This is a genomic window from Massilia arenae, from assembly GCF_008014745.1.
GTDB lineage: Bacteria > Pseudomonadota > Gammaproteobacteria > Burkholderiales > Burkholderiaceae_D > Telluria > Telluria arenae.
In genome coordinates this window covers 1-21,189 of the sequence record NZ_VPFD01000010.1, presented here as the reverse complement: position 1 = coordinate 21,189, position 21,189 = coordinate 1, and the positions used below count along the sequence as shown (strand labels likewise).

Sequence of the window (21,189 nt, the reverse complement as noted above, 5' to 3'; positions counted from 1 at the left end):
CTAACGCACTATGTGCCGCCCTGTCCAGCCCGTGGGACAAGTCATGCAAACCGCATCAATCCGGAATCCGATTGACCAGTTCCTCGCCCCGCTCGAACGCACCGATGCTGTCGATGGTCGTGCGCATGATCTGCCCGATCGCCTCCACCGTGAAAAAGGCCTGGTGACCGGTCACGATCACATTCGGGAACGACACCAGGCGCTGGATCACGTCGTCCGTGATGATGGTCGACGACAGGTCCTGGAAGAACAGGCTCGCTTCCTGCTCGTAGACGTCGATCGCCAGGCCGCCCAGCTGGCCGCTCTTGAGCGCCTGCACCGCCGCCTCGGTGTCGACCAGGCCGCCGCGGCTGGTATTGACCAGCACGCAGCCGCGCTTGACTCGCGCCAGCGCCGCCGCATTGACGATGTGGTGGGTCTCTTCCAGCAGCGGGCAGTGCAGCGACACCACGTCGCTGCAGGCCAGCAGCTCATCGACGCCGATATAGCGCCCTCCCAATGCCTCGAAGGCCGGCGTCGGGTAGCGGTCGTAGCCGACCAGGGTGCAGCCGAAACCGGCCATGATGCGGGCGAAGATGGTGCCGATCTTGCCGGTGCCGATCACGCCGACCGTCTTGCCGTGCAAGTCGAAACCCATCAGGCCGTCGAGGTCGAAGTTGCCTTCACGCGTGCGCACGCTGGCGCGGGCGATCTTGCGGTTCACGGCCAGCAGCAGCCCGACCGCGAACTCGGCGACCGAGTTGGGAGAATAGTCCGTCACCCGCACCACCGCGATGCCCAGCCGGCGTGCTGCGGCCGCATCGACGTGGTTGTAGCCGGTCGAGCGGGTAGCCACCAGGCGCGTGCCCTGCTGCGCCAGGATGCCCAGCACCTCGGCATCGACGGTATCGTTGACGAAGACGCAGACCGCCGCGCAGCCCTCGGCCAGGATCGCGGTCTCGCGGCTCAGCCGGTCTTCGAGAAAGCGCAATTCATGGTCGGCGTCAAAGTTGGCCTGGGCCAGCATGGTCTTGTCGTAGCGGCGGGCGCTGTAAACGGCTGTCTTCACGACTGACTCCCCTGATAAACGGTACCGCTAAATTCTATTTGATGTCGTTGTATGCCGTCGCCCGCGAAATGCCGAGGTGAGATGCCGCTACTTCCATCGCGCGCCGCACTTCCAGAAATCCGCCCTCCTTCAGTTCGCGCATCAGCGCACGCCGTTCGTGCGCCTTGAGCAGCTGGGGCGAGGACGCCAGCCGCGCCGCATAGGCGTCGATGCGGCGCCGGATGCCGTCGGCGTTGGCCGGATCGAGCGATTCGCCCACCGGCGCTTCTCCCAGCGCATTGAACTGTTCCAGGATGCCCTGCATCGAACGGAACAGGGTCAGGTCGACGTTCAGGCACAAGGCCGCGACGTAGTTGCCGTCGGCATCCTTGATCCCGATCGAGGTGCTCTTGGCCGGACGGCCGTCCGGGAACTGGTTCGGGTAGTTGGCGAGCACCTGCGGATAGGCGCTGTCGGCAATGCGCGCCAGTCCCAGCTCGGTGGCCGGGTCGCCGGCCGCGCGGCTGGAGAGGTTGTTGTGGATGGCCAGCACCGCATGGCCGGGGTCGCGCAGGTCGTGCACCACGACCTCGCAGAACGGCGCGAAGGTCTGGGCCAAGCCCTCGGCAATGTGCCGCACCTGCTCGATGAGCGCGGATTCTTCCTTGCTTGGCAATGTCTTGGTCATATTGGACATTTTATCCAAGACTGGCGGTTCTGTAAAAAACGACGGCGCGCAGGCCTACACGCCCACGTGAAGTGGCGAACAGAAGCGTATTGATGCAAGGAAGACAATGAAATTCCTGAATACGGATCCGTCCAGGAGCCAACCATGAAGCGTCAACTGAGCATCTGCCTGCTGGCCGCCGCCGCGATCGCCGCGCCGAGCGCCTATTCCGACACCGTCATCGTTAAGTGCATCGACGGCGCCGGCCGCGTCACTTTCACCGACCGCCCTTGCGAAGCGGGCGCCGCCACCGTGCGCATGGCCAGCATGCCGTCCAGCGAAGGTGTAACGAGGATCGCACCTTATCCGCTGGCGGCCCGGGAAGACGTGCTGCCGCCCGCGCGCGCACTGCAGCGCAGTGCAGCGCCGATGCCACGGGTGAAAGCCACGCCGCTGGCCAGCGACGTCGCCACCCTGAAGGCGGCGCGCGCGCAATTCCTGATCGGCGACGTGGGCAGCAGGGAAACCCTGGCTGGTCTTGAATAAGCTCAGTGCAGCCGGCTCACGCTGGCCAGGTGCGGCGCCGGAGGATTCTCCAGCTCGCGCAGCAGCTCCAACAATTGATCGTCCTTGATGAAGCCGGCGCTCGAGCGTCCTTCCAATAAAAGCTCGGGCGGCATAGAGCGCGCCACCACATAGCCCTGCACGTAGTCGACGCCGATCTCGTGCAGCGTCTGCACGGTCGCCGCGTCCTCGGCCCATTCCGCGATCGTCTTCATTCCCAGGTTCACGGCCAGGCTCACGATCGCCTCGACGATCGCCACATTGGCCGGGTGAGCATTGATGTTGACGATAAAGTTGCCGTCGATTTTCAGCACGTCGGCCGGCAGCTCCTTCAGGTACGAGAACGAGGTATAACCGGCGCCGAAGTCGTCCAGCGCCACCTTCACCCCAAAGCTGCGCACCTGGTCAATGAAGCGGCGCGTGTTGTCCAGGTCGTGCAGCGCCACGCTCTCGGTGATTTCCAGGCACAGGCGGCTGGCCACGTGCACGTAGCGGCCCAGGATGTCGAAGGTGTCCTGCACGAAGCGCTCGTCGTTGAGCGAGGCCCCCGACAGGTTCATGCACACGAACCGGGTGTTGACCAGGTCTTCGGTATGCTCGGCGATCCAGGCCAGGGTCGTGGTGAGCACCCAGCGGTCGATCATGCTGGCGCGCCCGCTCTTCTCGGCGGCGGCGATCACGGCGCCGGCCGGCACCACGCGGCCATCCGGCTCGCGCATGCGCAGCAAGACCTCGAAGTTCAACGATTCGTGCGGCGCGCGCAGCGACATGATCGGCTGCATCTCGAGCAGCAGGTTGTCGGTCGCATCCGGGCCGGACAGGCGCTCGACCAGGTCCAGTTCAGCCGCGCGCTGGCGGAAGGCGTCGGCGCCGCGTTCATAGACGACCAGGCCGTCGCCCAGGCCGGTCTTGGCTTCGCGGCAGGCGCGGTCCGAGGTCGATACCGCATCCTTCATCGGCATGCCCGGCACCACCTCGATCAGGCCGACCGAGGCGCGCACGTGGAAGGCCTTGTCGCCTACCCGGTACGGCGTGTTGCCGAGGCGGTCGACGATGCCGCGGCAGATGATCGAGGCCAGCGGGATCGCCGTCTCGGGCATGACGATCACGAATTCGTCGCCGCCCACGCGCCCGATCTGCTGGCCGCCGGCGAGCATCGTGCCCATCCGCTCGCATACCTGCTTGAGCACTTCGTCGCCCGCCGCATGGCCGAACAGGTCGTTGATCAGTTTAAAGCGGTCGAGGTCGACGTAGGCCAGCGCCATCGGCCGCCCCGCGGCCAGGCTGGCGGCGGCGCTCGAGAATTCGCGTTCGATGCCGCGCCGGTTGTAGACCTTGGTCAGCGGATCGTTATTGGCCATGAAGCGCAGCTGCTCGGTGGCCTTGTGTTTTTCGGTCGTGTCCTGCAGCACGCCCTCGATGCGCGAGCGCGCCAGCGTGGCGCTGACCAGGAAGCGCTGGTTGCCGTCGCGGCTGGCCAGCTCCATCTCGGCCTCGGACTTGGCATGCACCTGCTCGTGCAGGTTGGCCCAGCTGGCTTCGGTGAAGAACTGGCGCCAGGCGGTGCGGCCCGGGGTGAAGCCGCTCATGCCCAGCATTTTCTGCAGCGCCGGATTGACGCTCAGGAAGTGGCCGTACATATCGAGAGTGAACAGGCCGACCGGCATCGCCTGGTAGGCGTGCTCGAGTTCTTCCTGGGCTTCCTGGCGCTTCTCGGTTTCCATGCGCATCTGCTCGGCCACGGCCAGCGCCGCCAGCAGGCTCGATGCGAGCGCGGCGGTGACGCTGTTGATCACGCCCAGCAGTTCGCGCATGCCGAGCGCGGCCGACAGGACCTCGGCCAGCGAGGCCAGGAACGTCACCGCGAACGAGGCCGCGAACCAGGCCGCGACCCGGGTGCGCGATTCCACGATGATCTTGAACAGGCCGATCGTCATCAGCGAGAAGCAGCACACCAGGATGCCCCACAGCAGCGGCAGGTACATGCCGTACGGCAGCAGCATGGCCGCGGCCAGCATCGGCATGCACAGCCACTGCATGACGCGCATCGGCAGCAGGTAGCGCATCTCGGCCAGGTGTTCCTTGAGCAGCGCCTGGTACAGGGTCAGCGTGGCGATGCCGTACAGGGTGATCGTCACGGCGCGGCTGCGCAGCAGCCATTCGGACGGCACGGTCTGGCCCAGCCACTGGATGTCCCAGCCGGCCGACAGCGCGCCCACGCGCAGGTTCAGGATCAGCCAGCCGGCGAACAGCACGTAGACCGGCTGACGGTTGATCAGGGCCGTGATGATGATGAACAGGGCCAGCACGATCATGCCGCCGTCGAGCAGGCCCGACTTGCGGTGGTATTGCTTGACCGACAAGGCGAACTGATCGGCCGGCCATTGCAGCACCGACAGGCGCGCCGGGCCCGAGAAGGTGGCGCGGCACAACAGCTGGCGCGGCAGCGGCGCCAGGCGCATCGCGAAGCCGGCCTTGTCGGCCTGCAGCACGCCGTGGTCGGTGCTGCGGGTGGCGGCGCCGAGCGGGTTCTGGGTGCTCGCATCCCAGCAGGCGATGTCGAGCGCGTGGCGCGACGGGAATTCGATCACCTGCTCGCCGGCGCGCGGCATCGGCTCGAAGGCGAACCAGACCGGCGCTTCGGACAGGTGGGTGTCGTGCCCATTGGTCAGCGGCGTGGCGCGCGCCAGCGCCAGCGCATCGCCTGGCGCCAGCGTCGCGGACTGGTCGATCGTAACGTGCATCGCCAGCGGCACGTCGCCGCTGGTGCGGTATTCGTCATGCCAGAACACCAGCGCGATCAGCGAGACGATGCCGATCCCCACCGGGATCAGGTAATAGGCAAAGATCTTCAGTATCAGCTCGACAGCCGCGTGGATCGCGGCCGGCAGCGTTGCACGGAGCTGATGTTTGACGTTGGGCATGGACGATCTTGGATGGAACTGGTGACGCTGCGCGACGGACGCCGGGCATTAAAGCGCAAGGATACAGCTTAACGCTAGTGCCGTCATGCAATTATTGGGCCAGAAAAGACCAATTCACAACGGTTTGGCATTGACAGTAGGGCCAAGGTCCGATTGCGCGCGCGCCGCGCCGATGGCCCACTGGTACCCATGGCGGCCGGTCGCACAGCGCATCGAACGGCCCCGCGTGGTTTGTTCGCAAACGAAAGGAAGGCATATGCGGGCCGTCCCGATCCGACTCCTCTGCGCCGCGGCCTGCTTGCCGCTGGCCTGCCTGGCGGCGCCACAGAATGCGCCACAGAACCCGCCGCCGGCACCGACCGACCAGCCGGCACAAGCCGCCCAGCCCGATATCGAACCCGAAGCAATCTCGGCCCTGTCCGCCATGGGCGCCTACCTGCGCACCCTGCCCTCTTTCGAGGTCCTCGGCCGCGCCACGACCGAGACCGTGATGGACGACGGCATGAAGCTGCAGTTCGACAGCACGGCCAACCTCAAGGTGCGCCGGCCCGACCGGCTGCAGGTCGACATCGCCAATGACCGCAAGCAGCGCCAGATTTTCTATGACGGCAAGTCGGTGACCGTCTACGGCCCGCGCCTGAAGTACTACGCCACCGTCGCGGCCCCGCCGACCCTGCGCGAGACCGTCGATGCGCTGGGCGCGAAGTACGGCATCGAACTGCCGCTGGCCGACCTGTTCTATTGGGGGACCGAACAGGCGCCGGTGTCCGACATCCGCGCCGCGCACTACATCGGTCCGGCGACGGTCGGCAGCCTGAAGGCCGATCACTACGCCTACCGCCAGGAAGGCGTGGACTGGCAGGTGTGGATCCAGGCCGGCAAGACGCCGCTGCCCCTCAAACTGGCGGTCACGGCCATCGCCCAGCCGGGCGAGCCGACCCATACGGCGTGGCTGCGCTGGAACCTCGCGCCGCGCTTCTCCGATGCCACTTTTTCCTTCCGGCCGCCGTCGGGCGCGATGAAGATCGCGCTGCAGACGGCCGACGGCAAGGTCGCGTCGATCAAATGAACGGGGGAGAAACCATGCCGCTCACTCCAGGACACCGGCGCTTCATCGGTGTGCTGCTCGCGCTGGCCGTCGTCGTCATCGCCTACGAGGCCGCCGCCCAGCGTGGCGCGGGACGCGTCGGCGGGGCGGCGGCGGTCAGCCGCAGCGGAAGCGTCCAGGCGCATCGCGGCGCCTATGGCGGGAATTACCAGGCCTCGCGCAACGTCAGCCGCACCTCGGTCAACGGCTACGGCAACGTCAACCGCAACGTCAACGTCAACCGCAATATCAATGTGGACGTCGACCATGATTACTACCGCCCCGGCGCGGGGCTGGCGGTGGCCGGCGCGGTGGCGGTGACGGCAGCGGCGATCGGTTCGATCGCCTATTCGATCCCGCCGTCCTGCGTTGCCGTGGTCCGCGCCGGCACCGCCTACCAGCAGTGCGGCAGCACCTGGTACCAGCCGCAATATGCGGGCACCAGCGTCAACTATGTCGTGGTCGCGCCACCGGGGTAAGTCCGTGGCGACGAACGGCAGGCACGCCTGCGCGGCAGTAGCCGGCCTGGCCTGGCTCTGCTGCCAGCCCGTCCACGCGCAGGACGCGCAAGAGCTGGCCAAGAAGCTGGCCAATCCGGTGGCCGCGATGATCAGCGTGCCGCTGCAGGCCAACGACGACCGCCGCTACGGCCCCACGCGCGACGGCCACAGGTTCACCTTGAATGTGCAGCCGGTGGTGCCGGTCACGCTCAATCCCGACTGGACCTTGATCAGCCGCACCATCCTGCCGGTAATCAGCCAGCACGAACTGACTCCCGGCGCCGGTCACCAGCACGGCATTGGCGACGTTACCCAGAGTTTCTTCCTCTCGCCTTCGCGCCCCGGCGCCAACGGCATCGTCTGGGGCGCCGGACCGGCCTTCCTGCTACCCACCGGCAGCGAGAGTGCGCTCAGCGCGCGCCAGTGGGGCGCCGGCCCGACCGGGGTCGTGCTCCGCCAGCACGGACCGTGGACCTATGGCGCGCTGGCCAACCACATCTGGTCGTTCGCCGGCCATGACGACCGGCCGAACGTCAGCGCCACCTTCCTGCAGCCCTTCCTCAGCTATACCACCAAAGATGCCTGGACCTTCGGCATCAACACCGAATCGAGCTACGACTGGAAACAGGAACAGTGGTCGGTGCCGGTCAATTTCACCGCCAGCAAGCTGATCAAGTTCGGCCGCCAGCCGGTATCGATCGGCGGCGGCCTGCGCTACTGGGCCGACAGCCCGCCCGGCGGGCCGCGCGACTGGGGCGTGCGCCTGAGCGTGACCTTCCTGTTTGCCAGGTAGGCGGCAGGCCGGCCCGCTGGCGGGCCGGCCTGCCCATGTCAGAACAAGTAGGAGAACGCAACCCCCACCGTCCACTGGTCGGCGTCCCCGCGCCCCTCCACCACCGGGCTGTCCTTGGCGTCGTCCAGCAGCCGCTCATAACGCCCACCGAACGTCATCAGCCATTCGGGGTTGAGCTGGGTCGTCAGGCTGAAGGGAATCTTGATCGAAGTGACCGACGGGTCGGGGTCATAGATCAGGCCGCCCCGCTCCGGGAACAGGACCTCGTCGCTATCCCTGATGCCGAAATACTTGCGGTTGAAGTCTTTACTTGCGAAGAACAGGCCAAAGCCTATGCTCCCGATCAGCTGCCTGCCGGCGACCGGCTGCGGGAAGGGGTGGACGTAGTTGACGCGCAGGTTGCCGGTGGCGCCGTCGTACACATTATTGGTGTTGCCGACCACGTCGGCGCTGAACACCAGCTTGTGCATCGGCTGGCCCTGCGTCAGCGGCATGTGGTAGGCGACGAAGGCGCCGATCTCGGTGGCCGTGGCGACCGGGCGCATGCGCTTGACGACCTCGTCGTCGACGTCGTCGTCGCGCCGCATGCGCCAGCGAATCAATGGACCGGCGCGCCAGTCCTTGCGCGGCAGCAGGTTGGCCAGGATCTCGGGACCGAGCACCCGCACGTAGCGGTCTTCGCCGAAGTTGTAGTGCAATACCGGCGCGACGGCGGCCTGGTAATCGCCGGAGCCGTAATAATCGGGCACCGCGAATAGCCCCAGGCCCACCAGGTTGCGTTCTTCGAGCAACTCGACCGGGAGCACGTCTTGCGCGGCGGCGAGCGGTGAACAGAGCAGCGCTGCGGCAATGGCGAGGCTGCGGTGGACAGGTTGGCTGCGGGGGCTGTGCGTGAACGTCTTCATGACTGACCTCTCGGAGCTAGGGGTTGGGACATCGGGGCCGCGCCGGCGCCATTCACCGCTGCGCTTCGCATTGCCGGAACTGTGTAGACAGTCCGCGCCGCGTTTTGTGCCATATCTCGTCAAAAACGTCGTGCGCTCCGATCCTGCCCTGGCGCTGGCGCCCCCAGCGCTACGACCAAGGTCCAGTACCGCGCACACCTGGAACGTGCTTAGGATGATGAGTGGGTCTGGACGGGGGGACGGGATGGATGCGCTGGTGCATGCGGCCGCCGGCTGGATCGCGCTCGCGCTCGACGCGTTCGCGGTGCTGACCGTGGCCGCCGGCGCCCTTGAGGCGCTGGCGCGGGTGGTGGCGCTATGCCTGCGCGGCGCGGCTACGCCGGCGCGGGTGCACGCGGCCTTCATCGGCTTCGGCGACTGGCTGGTGGTCGCCCTCACCTTCCAGCTTGCGGCCGACATCGTCGGCACCACGATCGCGCCTGGCTGGGACGAGCTGGGACGGCTGGCGGCGATCGCCGCCATCCGCACCTTCCTCACCTATTTCCTGGACCATGACCTGGCGCGGGCCCGCGAACGTGAATTGGCCGAGCAGAAACGCGAAGGGGCGCAGCCTGTCCAGGCTGCGCCCCGCGATCCCGGATGAAGATCAGGAGAACGTCAGGCGAACGCCAGTTCGACGCGAGGCCGCACGGCCGGCGGCACGGGGCGTTGCGGCAGCGCCAGCGATGGCGGCGCAATCGGACCGACGTCGATGTCCGGGTGGTGGGTATTGAAGAAGAAGTTCAGCATCGGATGGCGCGCCTCGGCCCAGCGCTGCTGGAAGGTGGCGATCTCGAACGCCATCACGCGATGCGGAATATTACCCACGTGACGCAGCGGCACCAGGCCCAGTTCAGGGAATACGTCGACGAACATCAGCTGATCGTATTGCTTGTCCACGGGTGGACGGCCGGTCGCCACGGAATAGTCGATGGCGTTATCTTCGCAATACATGAAGCAGGCCTTGATCAGTGCAATCTTGACCATGCGACCGACACGACCCTCGTCGATCCCGAGGCGGGTCGCCTCGACCAGGCGCTTGTCCTGCAGCCAGTCGGGCAGGACGATCGACTCTTCCACGCCCAGCGGGCGGTAGAGGTTGGTGCGGATGCGGGTGCTGCCGATCGGCGTGCCGTCGAGCTTGGACTCGGCCAGCAGGACGATGGTGTCGGCGTCATAGTCGGCTGCCTCGGGCTGCGCCAGGCTGCGGGCGAAATCCGGGACGTGGCGGGCATAGGCGGCGTGGCGGATGCGCACGGCCTTGAGTAAATCCGCTTCGGTTTCTACCCGGCGGATAGTGAACGGCAAACGCTCGATCGCGCCTCCAGCGACGGGACCGCGCGCGGTGCGCGGTGGGGACGCTTTCGAGGGGTTGAACACAGCTGCTGGGAACAGCTCCATGGCGGTACTCCTGGGTTGATAAGATTGACACAGGGTTGGTCTGGATCAAATTATCAATCCGCTCACGGAAAATCGAACTGTTGAGCAGGCGTGCTTTTAGCCCTCTGTTTGCTAGTAAGTACACTAGTGGTTTTATGACAAAGTTGTCGGTTTTGTCCAGCCAACTACCATAAGTTAAAGGACTATTGCTTTACATCAACCGCGCCGTTCCTGACACGCGGATCGAGCCGCCCGCCTCCTCGCCGATGTCGGCCGTCAAACGCGAACGCGCGCCCATGTCTTCACCCTGGACAATCTCGATGCGTCCGCCATGCGGCCAGCCGATGTCGCGCAGGTAGCCGGCCAGTGCCGCGGTGCCGGCGCCGGTGGCCGGATCTTCATAGACGCCGCCGGAGGCGAAGGGATTGCGGGTATGGAACAACTGCGGATGCTCGGCCCAAGCCAGCACGACCGTCACCAGGCCGTGTGCCAGCATCAGCGCCCGGCCGGCGTCCAGGTCATAGCGCATCGCCGCCAGCAGCGCGCGGCTCGACAGCGCCAGCACCAGGTGGTCGGCGCCGCCGTGGGCGTGTGACGGCGGAATGCGCGGGTCGAGATCGGCCCGGGTGTAGCCGAACAGCGCCAGCGCCGCATCGACCAGCGCCGCGTCGGCCGCCTTGCTGCGGGTCGGCGGCGACTGCAGCGCCGCGTGCACCCGTTCGCCGTCGCGCCGGCCCTCGACCGTGATGCTGGCCGCGTTCAGGGTCAGCGCATAGCGGCCATCGCCGTGGGCGCGGGCCAGCGCGGCGCCGAGGGCGATGGTCGCGTGGCCGCAGAACGGCACCTCGGATTCCGGTGAAAAATAGCGCACCCGCCAGGCCTCGCCTTCCGGCGCGGCGAAGGCGGTTTCCGAAAACCCGACCTCGTGCGCGATGCGGGCCATCTCGGCGGCCGGCGGCAAGGCGGCGCCGATCCAGACCCCGGCCGGATTGCCGCCCTGGCCGTTGTCGTCGAAGGCGGCGATACGCTGGATGTCGTGCAGTTCCATGTGGATCCTTTCGATAATGGGGTCGCCCATGATCGCATCGGCGACGAGACTTCGGGGAACAGGTGTAGAGTAGCTGCCTGGCGGGCCCAGCGTCCAGCGCTCTTCTGCGCCCCCCGTCCTCGATCATTCCATACAGGAGAAAACCCATGTTCAGCGTTGAAGATTTCGACCGGCTCCGGTTCCTGGAAGGCCGCTGGAGAGGTGAAGCGCCGGACGGCACGCCATTCTATGAGGAGTACGACCGGCCCGAGCCGACGGTATTCCGGTCGCGCCGCTTCACGGACGCGACGTTCAGCGAACATAGCGACGGCAGCACCATCACCTTGACTGAAGGCGGCGTCGTCTCGCAATGGGGCGAATTCACCTGGCGCGCGGCCAGCATCGATGCCGACTCCGCCAGCTTCGACCCGGTCAATGCGCCCAGCCATTTTTCCTGGCACCGAATCGACGACGCGACGCTGGAAGCTCGCCAGCGCTGGACCGCGGACGGCGAGGAACAGCGCTACACGATCGTGCTCGAGCGGATCGGGGCCGAAGGGCAGCGCTAGCGCCGCGCCCCTTCGACCTTCGGCAACAGCGCCGCCATGATGCCCAGCAGCGGCAGGAAGGACGCGATCCGGTACACCTGGTCGATGCCGTGGATGTCGGCGATATGGCCCATCGCCGCCGCGCCCACGCCGCTGATGCCGAACATCAGGCCGAAGAAGATGCCCGAGATCAGGCCGACCTTGCCCGGCACCAGCTCCTGGGCGAAGACCACGATGGCCGAGAAGGCCGACGACATCACCAGCCCGATCACGACCGACAGCACGCCGGTCCAGAACAGGTTCGCGTACGGCAGCATGATGGTGAATGGCGCCGCGCCCAGGATCGAGAACCAGATCACGCGCTTGCGACCGATCTTGTCGCCGATCGGGCCGCCGGCGAAGGTGCCTGCCGCCACCGAGGCCAGGAACAGGAACAGGTAGAGCTGGGCGGTGCCGACTGGCAGGTGGAACTTCTCGATCAGGAAGAAGGTGTAGTAGGTCTGCAGGCTGGCCATGTAGATGTACTTGGAGAACACCAGCAGCGCCAGCACCACCAGGGCCTGGATCACCTTCTTGCGCGGCAGTGCCGGACCGGCGTGCTGCGCGGCCTTCTTGATCATATTCGTCAGGTGGTTGCTGTACCAGCGGCTCACGCCCACCAGCACCGCCACCGCGACCAGCACCAGCAGCATGAACCAGGCGATCTCGCCCTGGCCGCGTCCCACCACGATGGCCGCCGCCAGCAGCGGGCCGAGCGCCGAGCCGGCGTTGCCGCCGACCTGGAACAGCGACTGGGCAAAGCCGAAGCGCCCGCCCGAGGCCAGGCGCGCGACGCGCGAGGCTTCGGGGTGGAAGGTCGAGGAACCGACGCCGATCATCGCGGCAGCGGTGAGCAGCATCGCGAAGCTGTCGGCCCAGGCCAGGAGGCCGACGCCCACCAGGGTCACGCACATCCCGGCCGGCAGCAGGAAGGGGATCGGACGCTTGTCGGTGTACAGGCCGATCCAGGGCTGGAGCAGCGAGGCGGTGCACTGGAAGGTCAAAGTGATCATGCCGACCTGGGTAAAGGTCAGGTTGAATTCATGCTTCAGGAGCGGGTAGATCGACGGCAGCACGGCCTGCACGCAGTCGTTCAGCAGGTGAACGAAGGCCACCGAGAACAGGATCTGCATGACGGTGCCGGAAGCGGCGGGGGAAATCGTGGAAGGTGAAGACGGTGATGTGGACATGGGACGACGGACTCGAATTGCGTCAACGCGGTATGGACAATCCAACAGCATATGCCAAATCCGCCGAACGCGCAGGGCCGGTGCCTCCGGCCCATGCGCGCCCGTGTCGTCCGCGACGTTCCGTTACTTCACGGGCACAAGGCGAATCGCCTGCCCGCCGCCCGGCGCCAGCACCATCTTGATGGTATCGGCGCTGGTGACGTTGCGCTTCTCGATCGCGATCTCGAAGCGGCGCTTGTCGTCACGATAGTCGGCGTTGTCGCCGTCGCGGTAGATCTCGGCCACATAGGTCTTGCCGGCGTCCAGGAAGTCCAGCTTCAGGTCCAGGGTGCGGCGGGTGCCGTCCGTGACCGAGCCGACGTACCAGGCATCCGAATGACGGTCCTTGCGCACGATGGTCACGTATTCGCCCACCGCGCCATGCGGCACGCGGGTGTCTTCCCAGTCGGCCGGCACGTCCTTGATGAACTGGAACGGGCCCGGATAGCGCTCGTAGTGCTCGATCAGGTCGGCCGCCATCTGCACCGGCGAATAGATCACCACGAAGTTCGCGAGCTGCTTGGCCTGGGTCGAGTTGAATGGCCGCTTGTCCTTGCCTTCCAGGCTCAGGATGCCCGGCGTGTAGTCCAGCGGGCCGCTCAGCATGCGGGTGAACACCAGATTGGCCTCGTGGTCGACCGTGTTGACCGGATTGCCCCAGGCGTTGTACTCGACGCCGCGCGCGCCTTCGCGCGAGATCCAGTTCGGATACGTGCGGCGCAGGCCGGTGTCCTTCACCGGTTCATGGGTGTTGATCGCGATCTTGTAGCGCGCCGCCTCCTCGACCACCTTTTGGTAGTGGCGCACGCCCTCTTGCGAGTCGGTGTAGCCGAAATGGACCTTGCCGTTCTTGCCCATGAACTGGGCCGCGCCGCCGTCGGTCACGTAGCCGGTCTTGATGCTGTCCACGCCGTGTTTGGCATACAGCTTGAACGCCGCGTCCATCTGCTTTTCGTAGTGCGCGACGTTGCCGCCGGTCTCGTGGTGACCGATCAGGTGTACGCCCTTCTTGCGGCCATAGTCCGTCACAGCGGCGATGTCGAAGCTCGGATGCGCCTTCGTGAAATCCATGTCCAGGCCATTGCCGGCCCAGTCGCTGTCCCAGCCCGGGTTCCAGCCCTCGACCAGCACGCCGCGGAAGCCGTGCTTGGCCGCAAAGTCGATGTAGCGCTTGGTGTATTCGGTGGTGGCGCCATGTTTCGCACCCGAGGCCCACGACTTGGTTTCCAGGTGCATGTCCCACCACACGCCGACATATTTCGACGGCTTGACCCAGGAGACGTCGCCCAGCTTGTTCGGTTCGTTCAGGTTCAGCACCAGGTCGGACATGTACAGGCCGGCCGCATCGTCGGCGATCTGCATCGTGCGCCATGGCGTGGTGAAGGCGCCGGTGCGCACCACCGGGTTGCCGGTGGCCGACGGGGTCAGGTGCGCGCGCAGGCGCTGGCCCTCGACCCGGCGCAGCCACATCGAGGCATAGTCGACCAGCGCCGCCTCGTGGAAGGCGATGTGGGTGCCGTTCTCCATGCGAACCGTCATCGGGGTGTTGGCCATGCCCACTTCACGCAACGGCGACTTCTGGATCGGGTATTCCAGCGCCCAGACTTCGCCGGCCTGCTGCCACCAGGCGGTGGCGGGTTGGGCCACCACGAACTCGGTCAGCTCGTCGGCGATGTGCGTGGCGCGGTTGTTCGGCAGCTTGGGGAATTCGTAGCGAAAGCCCAGGCCGTCGTCGAACACGCGGAACACGATCGCCAGGCGGCGGCCGTCGTTCTTCTTCACGTCGACCCGCATCTGGCGGTAGTGGTTGCGCACCGTGCGGCGCTCGCCCCAGGGCTGTTCCCAGGTGCTGTCATGGTCGGTGACCACCTGGCGCTCGATCTTGAAGCCCGAGTCCAGCGGCTTGTCGCTGCCCAGCACGAAGCCCAGGCGCGACGGCGCGATCACCTGCTGCCCCTTGCGTTCGACCTGGTACGACAGGCGCCCGTCCGGCGCGACCTGCACCGACACGTTCAGCACCTTGCCCGGCGACTCGACGCTCGCGCTCATTGCCTCGGCCGCGAAGGCGCTGCTGCTCACCACCATGCCCAGCACCACGCAGCAATGCGTGGCCAGGCTGGCATTCATGAATCTGGAAACCATATTTCTCCCTTGTTTGCTGCTTTATTTACTGCTCAAAACTTGTAATTGATACCCGCCGAGTAGGTGCGCCCGAAGTTGACGGTGTTGGTGTACACCTTCGGATCGCTGGTGTACTCGCGGAACGGTTCGTTGGTCAGGTTATGCCCTTGCAGGAACACCGACCAGCCCTGCAGCATGCCGGCCTGGAAATCGTAGGACACCTGGGCGTCGGCAATCGTCTCGCCCTTGATGAAGGTGAACTGCGATTCGCTGCGGTAGTCGAGGATCTGGCCGATGAAGCTCGAGCGGCGGTAGGCCGCCAGCGACACCTGCAGGCCGTGCTTCTCGTAGTACAGGCGCAGGCTGGTCACGTTGCGCGACAGGCCAGGCAGGCCGATCTCGGACACCGCGCCGTTGAACACCGGCGCATTGCTGCCGGTGACGAAGGCGCTGGTCGGCAGGCGCACCGAGGAATCGGTATGCGAATGGTTCACCTGCACGCCGAAGCCGTCCAGCGCATTCACGACCAGCCCGAACGGCAGGTTGGCCGACAGCTCGATGCCGCGCATGATGCCGCCCTCCCCGTTCTGCGGCATGGTCAGGAAGCCGATCGTCGAGCCGGCATACTGGCCGGTGGCCGGCAGCGGCGTGCTGGCGCTGGTGTACTGGGCGAAGTCGAACATCTGCGGCGCATTGATCACGTAGTTGTCGAGCTTCTTGTAGAACAGCGCGGCGCTGACGTAACCCTTCTTGCCGAAGTATTTTTCGTACGACAGGTCGAGCGCGCGCGCCTCATAGGGCTTGAGTTCCGGATTGCCGGCGAAGCCGGTCAGCGCCGGGTCGTCGGCGGTGGCGCTCTGCAGGCCGAAGTTCATGCTGGCCTTCAGGTTGTCCAGGTTGGCGCGCGAGACCTGCTTGCCGGCGCCCAGGCGCAGCAGCTGGTCGTTGCCCAGGTCGAAGGTCAGGTTCAGGCTGGGCAAGACCTTGGTGTAGTCGATGCCGCCGGTTTTCACGATCGCCGGGCAGGTGTCGGTGGTGATGCCGGTGCAGTTGGCCAGGTCGACCTGGTTGCCGCTGGCGCGCTGGCGGGTGTCGACCACCTGCACGCCGATATTGCCACTGTACGGCAGCGACATCAGGGTGCCATCGAGTTCGCCCATCAGGTAGGCGGTGGCGACCTTCTCGCCCACCCTCCAGTCGCGCGCCAGCACGGTGGCGTCGACCCAGCGGTTCAATTCGTACAGCGAGCCCAAGCTCCCGGTCGGGTCGAACGAGGCCACCGGGATACCGGTCGGGCCCGCGACCTCAGTGCCGCTTCCCGGCATGGCGATCGCGGCATAGCCATCGCCGCCGCGCACCGACAGCCGCCCCTCTTCGCCCAGGCGCGACTTGTCGCGCTTGGTGTAGTTGACGCCGAAGCGCACCGTGGCCAGCGGCCCCCAGTCGGTATCGCGTTCGGCCGACAGGCGCACCGCCTGCACCTTGTCGTCGATGGTCGGCAGCGCCAGGTAGCCGGCCTGCGGCGACAGCGGGCCGCCGCCCCAGCCGGCGACGTCGGTCAGCAGGGCCACGTTGCGGTCGGCGTAGTTCAGGCTCGGGTTATAGCGCACGTCGGCGAAGTTGCTGCCATTGAAGCCGCTGTAGCTGATCGAGCCGAGCTGGCTTTCGGGCGTGTTGCCCGGCTGGCCGGCCATGGTCTCGAAATTGCTGATGCGCTTGGTGCCCTTCGAGTACGACAGGTCGTTCACGATGCGCCACTCGCCCACCTTGAGCTCATTGTTCACGCCGAGCGACAGCAGGCGGTCCTTGTTCGAGAACAGGTGGTTGCGCACGTCGCCCTTGTAGTTGCTGAAGGTGCCGGCGGTGACGATGCCGTTCTCGATGGTGGCGTCGGTCAGCACCGCGTTGGGATCGTAGATGCCGGTGCCGCCGACGATCGCGCCTTCGAGGCCGGTCTTCTTGGTCGCCTCTTCGCCGCGCGAGTAGAACGCGTCGAAGGTCGAGCGGAACTTGTCGTTGGGGCGGAACTGCAGGGTCACCGAAGCGCCGTCGCGCTCGGCCTTGCGGCGCGAGGTCTCGGCCATGAAGCCGTTGATCGCCTTGACGGTCTGGCCGTTGTAGTCGATGTCGGCGGTATTGGCGCCCCAGCTGTCGAATTTGAGTTCGCCGCCGTTGTCCTGCTTGAACGAGGTCAGGCCAACCGACAGGCCCAGCTTGCGGCCGAAGTACTGGTCGACGTAGGTCAGCGTCTTGCGGTGGCCCGAGCCGAGGTCGGAACCGGAACCGAAGCCGATGCGCTCCTTGCGCGCATTGGCCGCGAACATGCGCTTGCCGAAATCGAGCGGGCGCAGGGTGCGCAGGTCGATGGTCGAGGCCAGGCCCTGGCCGATCAGGCTCGCGTCCGGCGTTTTATAGACCAGCACGCTGCCGGTCAGCTCGGACGGGAACAGGTCGAATTCGGGGCTGCGCGCATCGCTGGTCGAGGCCTGTTCGCGGCCGTTGAGCAACGATCCATTGAAGGTCGGCGACATGCCGCGCACGCTGACCTCGGTCGCCTTGCCGTTGATCTTGCTGCGCTGGGTGGTGACGCCCGACAGGCGCGAGATCGACTGGGCAACGGTGGTGTCGGGCAGCTTGCCGATGTCTTCGGCGGAGACGGCTTCGACGATGGACGTCGCGTTGCGCTTGATCTCGATGGCGGCCTCGATGCCGCGCCGGATGCCGGACACGTTGACGGTGGCGAGCGGCGCCTCTCCCGTAACCGTCGCCGCGGGCCGGACCGCGTCCTCGGCATCCTGGGCGCCGGCTTCCTGCGCGTGCAGCGGAGTTACCATCAACAGCAGCGCGCACGCTCCTGCAATAGGATGTAACTGGAAATGTGACTGAAAGCGCTGGCGCCGCGCGCCGTCCCGACGTGTCGTCATGTCTGTCTCCTGATTATATTTATTCCAGCTTTTTGCTGGTTGGGTTCGATGGTCCAATATCGCGCGGGCGGGGTCAACGCATGAGCTGAAGCGAATCTGAAGATTCGCCGACGCCCTGCCGGTACGCCGCACTGGTAAACTCGCGCCATGAAAATTCTCATGATCGAAGACGATCTCGCCATCGGCCAGGCGCTGTTGTCGGTATTCCAGGACGAGGGCCATACGGCGGTCTGGCTGCGCCTCGCGGCCGATGCCGGTGCGCGCATCCGCGGCGAGGCCTTCGACGCGGTGGTGCTCGACCTCGGCCTGCCCGACGGCGACGGCAATGACGTGTTGCGCTCGTTGCGCGCCGACGGGGTGCGCCTGCCGGTATTGATCATCAGCGCGCGCGACAGCCTGCAAGACCGCCTGAAGGGCTTCGACCTGGGCGCCGACGACTATTTGATCAAACCGTTCGAAATCCCCGAGCTGCTGGTGCGCCTGCGCGCGCTCGTGCGCCGCAGCCACGGCACGCTGGAAGAAAACCTATGGACGTCCGGCGACATCGTGCTGGACGAAAACCGCATGGCGGTGACGCGCGGCGGCCAGCCGGTGACCCTGTCGAAGACCGAGTTCGCGCTGCTGCTGACGCTCATGAAGCAGGCCAACCGGGTATTGACCCGGGTGGAGCTGGAACGGCGCGCGCTGCCCGCCGGCGAGGGACAAAGCCAGACCCTGGACGTGCACATCTTCAACCTGCGCAAGAAGATCGGCGAGGGCGTAATCCGCACCGTGCGCGGGGTCGGCTATATGGTGCAGCAGGATGCTTAGGCGGCTGGCGAACCGGCCGTCGTCGCTGTTCCAGCGCCTGATGTTCAGCTTCGCGGGCGTGATCGTCGTCGTGGCCATCATCGGACTGGTATGGGTATTCCTCGAGGCCAAGGCGACCCAGCGCAGCCGCACCTTCAGCGAGAACAAGGCGCACACCGCCAATATCCAGGCCCACCTGTCGGACGTCGGCCCGGATGTAGCGCGCATGCTGCCGGTATTGGAGGAGATCGAGGCCAACCGCGTGCGCATGTTCCAGGAACTCGATTACCACTCGCACGTGCGGGTGCGCGTCTGGCTGCACGGCCGCCTGGTCTACAACTCGGCGCCGCAGTGGCCCGACCGGTTGCCGGAAGTCGCCACCCGCGACGCCTATTCCTGGGTGCGCTGGGAAGCGCAGGACAAGCTCGAGGACATCGTGGTCGAGCGCAGCCACGAAGTCGACGACGAATGGATGTTCTCGATCGGCGGCGTTGGGTTCCTGCTGTCCTCGACCATCTTCAGCCTGCCGCTGCTGCTGATTCCCGCCTGGCTGATCGTCGGCATCGGCCTGCGTCCGCTGCGCTCGATCGCGTCAAACATCGCCCAGCGTTCGGACGGCGACCTGACGCCCCTGCCGGATTCCACCTACCGTGAACTGTCGCCGCTGGTCGACGCGATCAACGGCCTGATGGCGCGACTCTCGCAGCGCATCGAGCACGAGCACGAATTCCTTACCGATGCGGCGCACGAACTCAAGACGCCGCTGGCGGCGATCCAGATCAATGCCCACGTGCTGCTCAGCCGCGCCGGCAGCGAGCTGGCCGAGCGCTGCGCCGAGCCGGCGGCCGGCCTGCGCAGCGGCGTGGCGCGCGCCACCCACACTGTGCACCAGTTGCTCGCCCTCGAGCGGGCGCGCGCCGAGCCACAGGTCGACCACCCCCGGCCGCAGACCGACGTCGCCGAGTTCGTGCGCGACCGGGTGGCGGCGGCGGCCCACCTGGCGGTGCAGCGCAATATCGAAATCGAGTTCCACGCCGATGCCGACGGCAGCGTGCCGCTGCACCTGGAAAGCATGGCGTCGGCCGTCGATAACCTGATCAGCAACGCGATCAAGTATTCGCCGCAGGACAGCCGCATCGCGGTGCGCCTCAACCGCATCGGCCACATCTATCGGCTGGCGGTCGCCGACCAGGGACCGGGCATCAAGCCGGACCTGCGCGACAAGGTCTTCGAACGCTTCTACCGGGTGCCGGGACAGGAGCAGTCGGGCAGCGGCCTGGGACTGGCGATCGCGGAACGGGGCGCCGCGCGCAATGGCGGCATCATTGTGCTGTCGGACGGCGAAGGTGGACAGGGGTTGACGGCGACGATCGAGTTCGCGGGCGCCGCGGCTTGATCATGTGATTCGGCCTGCGCCTTTCGCACGTCGTTCCCGCGCAGGCGGGAACCTAAGTCCTTCACGCAGCCGGCTGCGTGGACCGTGCCAGGGGATCATGCAAGCTTGGGTTCCCGCCTGCGCGGGAACGACGTTTCAAGGGCGCGGGCTGTGGATTGATGTTATCAGCCGACGAAAAACGGTAGCACGCGCTCGAGCAGCAGCTCGGGCGCTTCTTCCGCGATGTAGTGACCGCAGGGCAGCGCCCCGCCCTGTACGTCGTCCGCCACCAGTTTCCACTCCCTGAGCGGATCGAAGCAGCGCCCCACCACGCCCTGCTCACCCCACAGTGCCAATAGCGGCATCCGGAGCTTTCGCCCTTCCTCGCGATCGAGCCGGTCGTGGTCGAGATCGATGCCGGCGGCGGCCCGGTAATCCTCGCAGATACCGTGGGCCGCGCCCGGCAGCGCCAGGCAGCGCTGGTATTCGCTCAGCGCGCGCGGATCGAACGGCGCCAGGCCGGCGCTGCGCTTGCCCATCACGTCACGCACGTAGGCGGCCGGGTCGGCCTCGATCAGGCGCTCGGGCATGGGCGCTGGCTGGATCAGGAAGAACCAGTGCCAGTAGGCGCGCGCGAACGCTTCCGAAGTCTGTTCGTACATCGCCAGGGTCGGCGCGATGTCCAGCAATGCCATCCGCTCGATCGCTTGCGTATGGTCCAGCGCCAGCCGGTGCGCCACGCGCGCGCCGCGGTCGTGGGCCAGTACGCGGAATCGTTCGAAGCCGAGCGAACGCATGACGGCCAGCGCATCGAGCGCCATCGTGCGCTTGCTGTAGTTGGCGTGGTAGGCGTCTCCCTGCGGCTTGCTCGAGTCGCCATAGCCGCGCAGGTCGCAGGCCACTACCGTGAAACGCTCGGCAAGCCGGGGCGCGACCTTGTGCCAGATGGCGTGGGTTTGCGGGTGGCCGTGCAGGAGCAGCAAGGGTGGGCCGGAGCCGCCGATGACTGCACTGATCACGAGCGCAGGTTCCGTTTCAATTCTCAAGGCCCGGAAACCGGGAAAAAGGAAAGACATGAGACTCGATTTCCTTCAGCAATATGACGCGACTCGCCAGACAGGCATAGTCCCTGGCGAAAAGAAGAAGCACAATAGACCTTATCTGTTCAGTATCGTGCGATCATGTTCCTCGCCGTAGCTGGCCTTTGTTCCGTGCAAAAGCTATGCTGGGCGAATTGATTGTTGGGTTCAG

18 protein-coding genes are annotated in these 21,189 nt (G+C 66.1%); 8 read left to right on the top strand and 10 right to left on the bottom strand.

All coding sequences use genetic code 11. From position 1 onward, the window contains the following. Positions 1–55: 55 nt before the first annotated feature. Positions 56–1,048 carry a 2-hydroxyacid dehydrogenase gene (locus FVD38_RS10625; RefSeq protein ID WP_147934799.1) on the bottom strand — a complete coding sequence of 331 codons (993 nt, stop codon included), beginning with the start codon at positions 1,046–1,048 and terminating at the stop codon, positions 56–58. A gap of 34 nt (positions 1,049–1,082) precedes the next feature. Further along, entirely contained in the window at positions 1,083–1,724 is a 642-nt protein-coding gene (locus FVD38_RS10620; protein WP_147934798.1) for a helix-turn-helix transcriptional regulator, read from the bottom strand. A 135-nt stretch (positions 1,725–1,859) separates the two neighbouring features. Here FVD38_RS10620 and FVD38_RS10615 point away from each other — a divergent pair, with 135 nt between their 5' ends. Continuing rightward, a complete protein-coding gene (locus tag FVD38_RS10615; protein ID WP_147934797.1) occupies positions 1,860–2,240 on the top strand; it encodes a DUF4124 domain-containing protein in 381 nt (126 codons plus the stop codon). 2 nt (positions 2,241–2,242) lie between these two features. Here FVD38_RS10615 and FVD38_RS10610 read toward each other — a convergent pair whose 3' ends face one another. Continuing rightward, the gene (locus FVD38_RS10610; RefSeq protein ID WP_147934796.1) at positions 2,243–5,182 is read right to left on the bottom strand and encodes a putative bifunctional diguanylate cyclase/phosphodiesterase; all 2,940 of its coding nucleotides are present in this window, start codon (positions 5,180–5,182) and stop codon (positions 2,243–2,245) included. A 256-nt stretch (positions 5,183–5,438) separates the two neighbouring features. Between FVD38_RS10610 and FVD38_RS10605 the strand changes: the two genes are divergently transcribed. From FVD38_RS10605 to FVD38_RS10595, 3 genes are read left to right on the top strand one after another with little or no spacing between them, the layout of a single operon-like run. Beyond that, on the top strand, positions 5,439–6,251 hold the full coding sequence (locus tag FVD38_RS10605; protein ID WP_187271546.1) for a DUF2092 domain-containing protein: 813 nt from the start codon (positions 5,439–5,441) through the stop codon (positions 6,249–6,251). A 14-nt stretch (positions 6,252–6,265) separates the two neighbouring features. Then, complete coding sequence (locus FVD38_RS10600) at positions 6,266–6,748, top strand: hypothetical protein (protein WP_147934794.1); 483 nt, start codon at positions 6,266–6,268, stop codon at positions 6,746–6,748. A gap of 4 nt (positions 6,749–6,752) precedes the next feature. Then, a complete protein-coding gene (locus FVD38_RS10595; protein ID WP_229493580.1) occupies positions 6,753–7,562 on the top strand; it encodes a transporter in 810 nt (269 codons plus the stop codon). 38 nt (positions 7,563–7,600) lie between these two features. Here the strand turns inward: FVD38_RS10595 and FVD38_RS26460 are convergent, their stop codons facing one another. Continuing rightward, positions 7,601–8,467: a MipA/OmpV family protein gene (locus FVD38_RS26460; RefSeq protein WP_187271545.1), complete on the bottom strand. Its 867-nt coding sequence runs from the start codon at positions 8,465–8,467 to the stop codon at positions 7,601–7,603. 214 nt (positions 8,468–8,681) lie between these two features. Here FVD38_RS26460 and FVD38_RS26455 point away from each other — a divergent pair, with 214 nt between their 5' ends. Next, positions 8,682–9,110 carry a DUF1622 domain-containing protein gene (locus FVD38_RS26455; protein ID WP_222706914.1) on the top strand — a complete coding sequence of 143 codons (429 nt, stop codon included), beginning with the start codon at positions 8,682–8,684 and terminating at the stop codon, positions 9,108–9,110. Between the two features lie 14 nt (positions 9,111–9,124). Here the strand turns inward: FVD38_RS26455 and FVD38_RS10585 are convergent, their stop codons facing one another. Both FVD38_RS10585 and FVD38_RS10580 read right to left on the bottom strand, forming a co-directional pair. Then, on the bottom strand, positions 9,125–9,907 hold the full coding sequence (locus FVD38_RS10585) for a hypothetical protein (protein WP_123067916.1): 783 nt from the start codon (positions 9,905–9,907) through the stop codon (positions 9,125–9,127). A gap of 190 nt (positions 9,908–10,097) precedes the next feature. Next, complete coding sequence (locus FVD38_RS10580) at positions 10,098–10,934, bottom strand: PhzF family phenazine biosynthesis protein (RefSeq protein ID WP_147934791.1); 837 nt, start codon at positions 10,932–10,934, stop codon at positions 10,098–10,100. A gap of 146 nt (positions 10,935–11,080) precedes the next feature. On the opposite strand from FVD38_RS10580, the gene FVD38_RS10575 reads away from it, so the two are divergent. Then, on the top strand, positions 11,081–11,482 hold the full coding sequence (locus FVD38_RS10575) for a hypothetical protein (protein ID WP_147934790.1): 402 nt from the start codon (positions 11,081–11,083) through the stop codon (positions 11,480–11,482). Here FVD38_RS10575 and FVD38_RS10570 read toward each other — a convergent pair. The 3 genes from FVD38_RS10570 to FVD38_RS10560 all read right to left on the bottom strand — a co-directional run bounded on the left by FVD38_RS10570 (position 11,479) and on the right by FVD38_RS10560 (position 17,774). Beyond that, entirely contained in the window at positions 11,479–12,690 is a 1,212-nt protein-coding gene (locus tag FVD38_RS10570; RefSeq protein ID WP_147934789.1) for an MFS transporter, read from the bottom strand. The two genes, FVD38_RS10575 and FVD38_RS10570, sit on opposite strands and share 4 nt — an antisense overlap. A 123-nt stretch (positions 12,691–12,813) precedes the next feature. Then, the gene (locus FVD38_RS10565; protein WP_147934788.1) at positions 12,814–14,871 is read right to left on the bottom strand and encodes a glycoside hydrolase family 97 protein; all 2,058 of its coding nucleotides are present in this window, start codon (positions 14,869–14,871) and stop codon (positions 12,814–12,816) included. A 32-nt stretch (positions 14,872–14,903) separates the two neighbouring features. Then, the gene (locus FVD38_RS10560; protein WP_147934787.1) at positions 14,904–17,774 is read right to left on the bottom strand and encodes a TonB-dependent receptor; all 2,871 of its coding nucleotides are present in this window, start codon (positions 17,772–17,774) and stop codon (positions 14,904–14,906) included. 159 nt (positions 17,775–17,933) lie between these two features. On the opposite strand from FVD38_RS10560, the gene FVD38_RS10555 reads away from it, so the two are divergent. Both FVD38_RS10555 and FVD38_RS10550 read left to right on the top strand, forming a co-directional pair. Further along, complete coding sequence (locus FVD38_RS10555; protein WP_308616800.1) at positions 17,934–18,584, top strand: response regulator transcription factor; 651 nt, start codon at positions 17,934–17,936, stop codon at positions 18,582–18,584. Beyond that, positions 18,577–19,959 (top strand): ATP-binding protein, encoded by a 1,383-nt coding sequence (locus tag FVD38_RS10550; protein WP_147934785.1) that lies wholly within the window; start codon positions 18,577–18,579, stop codon positions 19,957–19,959. Before FVD38_RS10555 ends, FVD38_RS10550 begins: the two co-directional genes overlap by 8 nt. A 164-nt stretch (positions 19,960–20,123) precedes the next feature. Here the strand turns inward: FVD38_RS10550 and FVD38_RS10545 are convergent, their stop codons facing one another. After that, entirely contained in the window at positions 20,124–21,014 is an 891-nt protein-coding gene (locus FVD38_RS10545) for an alpha/beta fold hydrolase (protein WP_147934784.1), read from the bottom strand. Positions 21,015–21,189 lie beyond the last annotated feature (175 nt).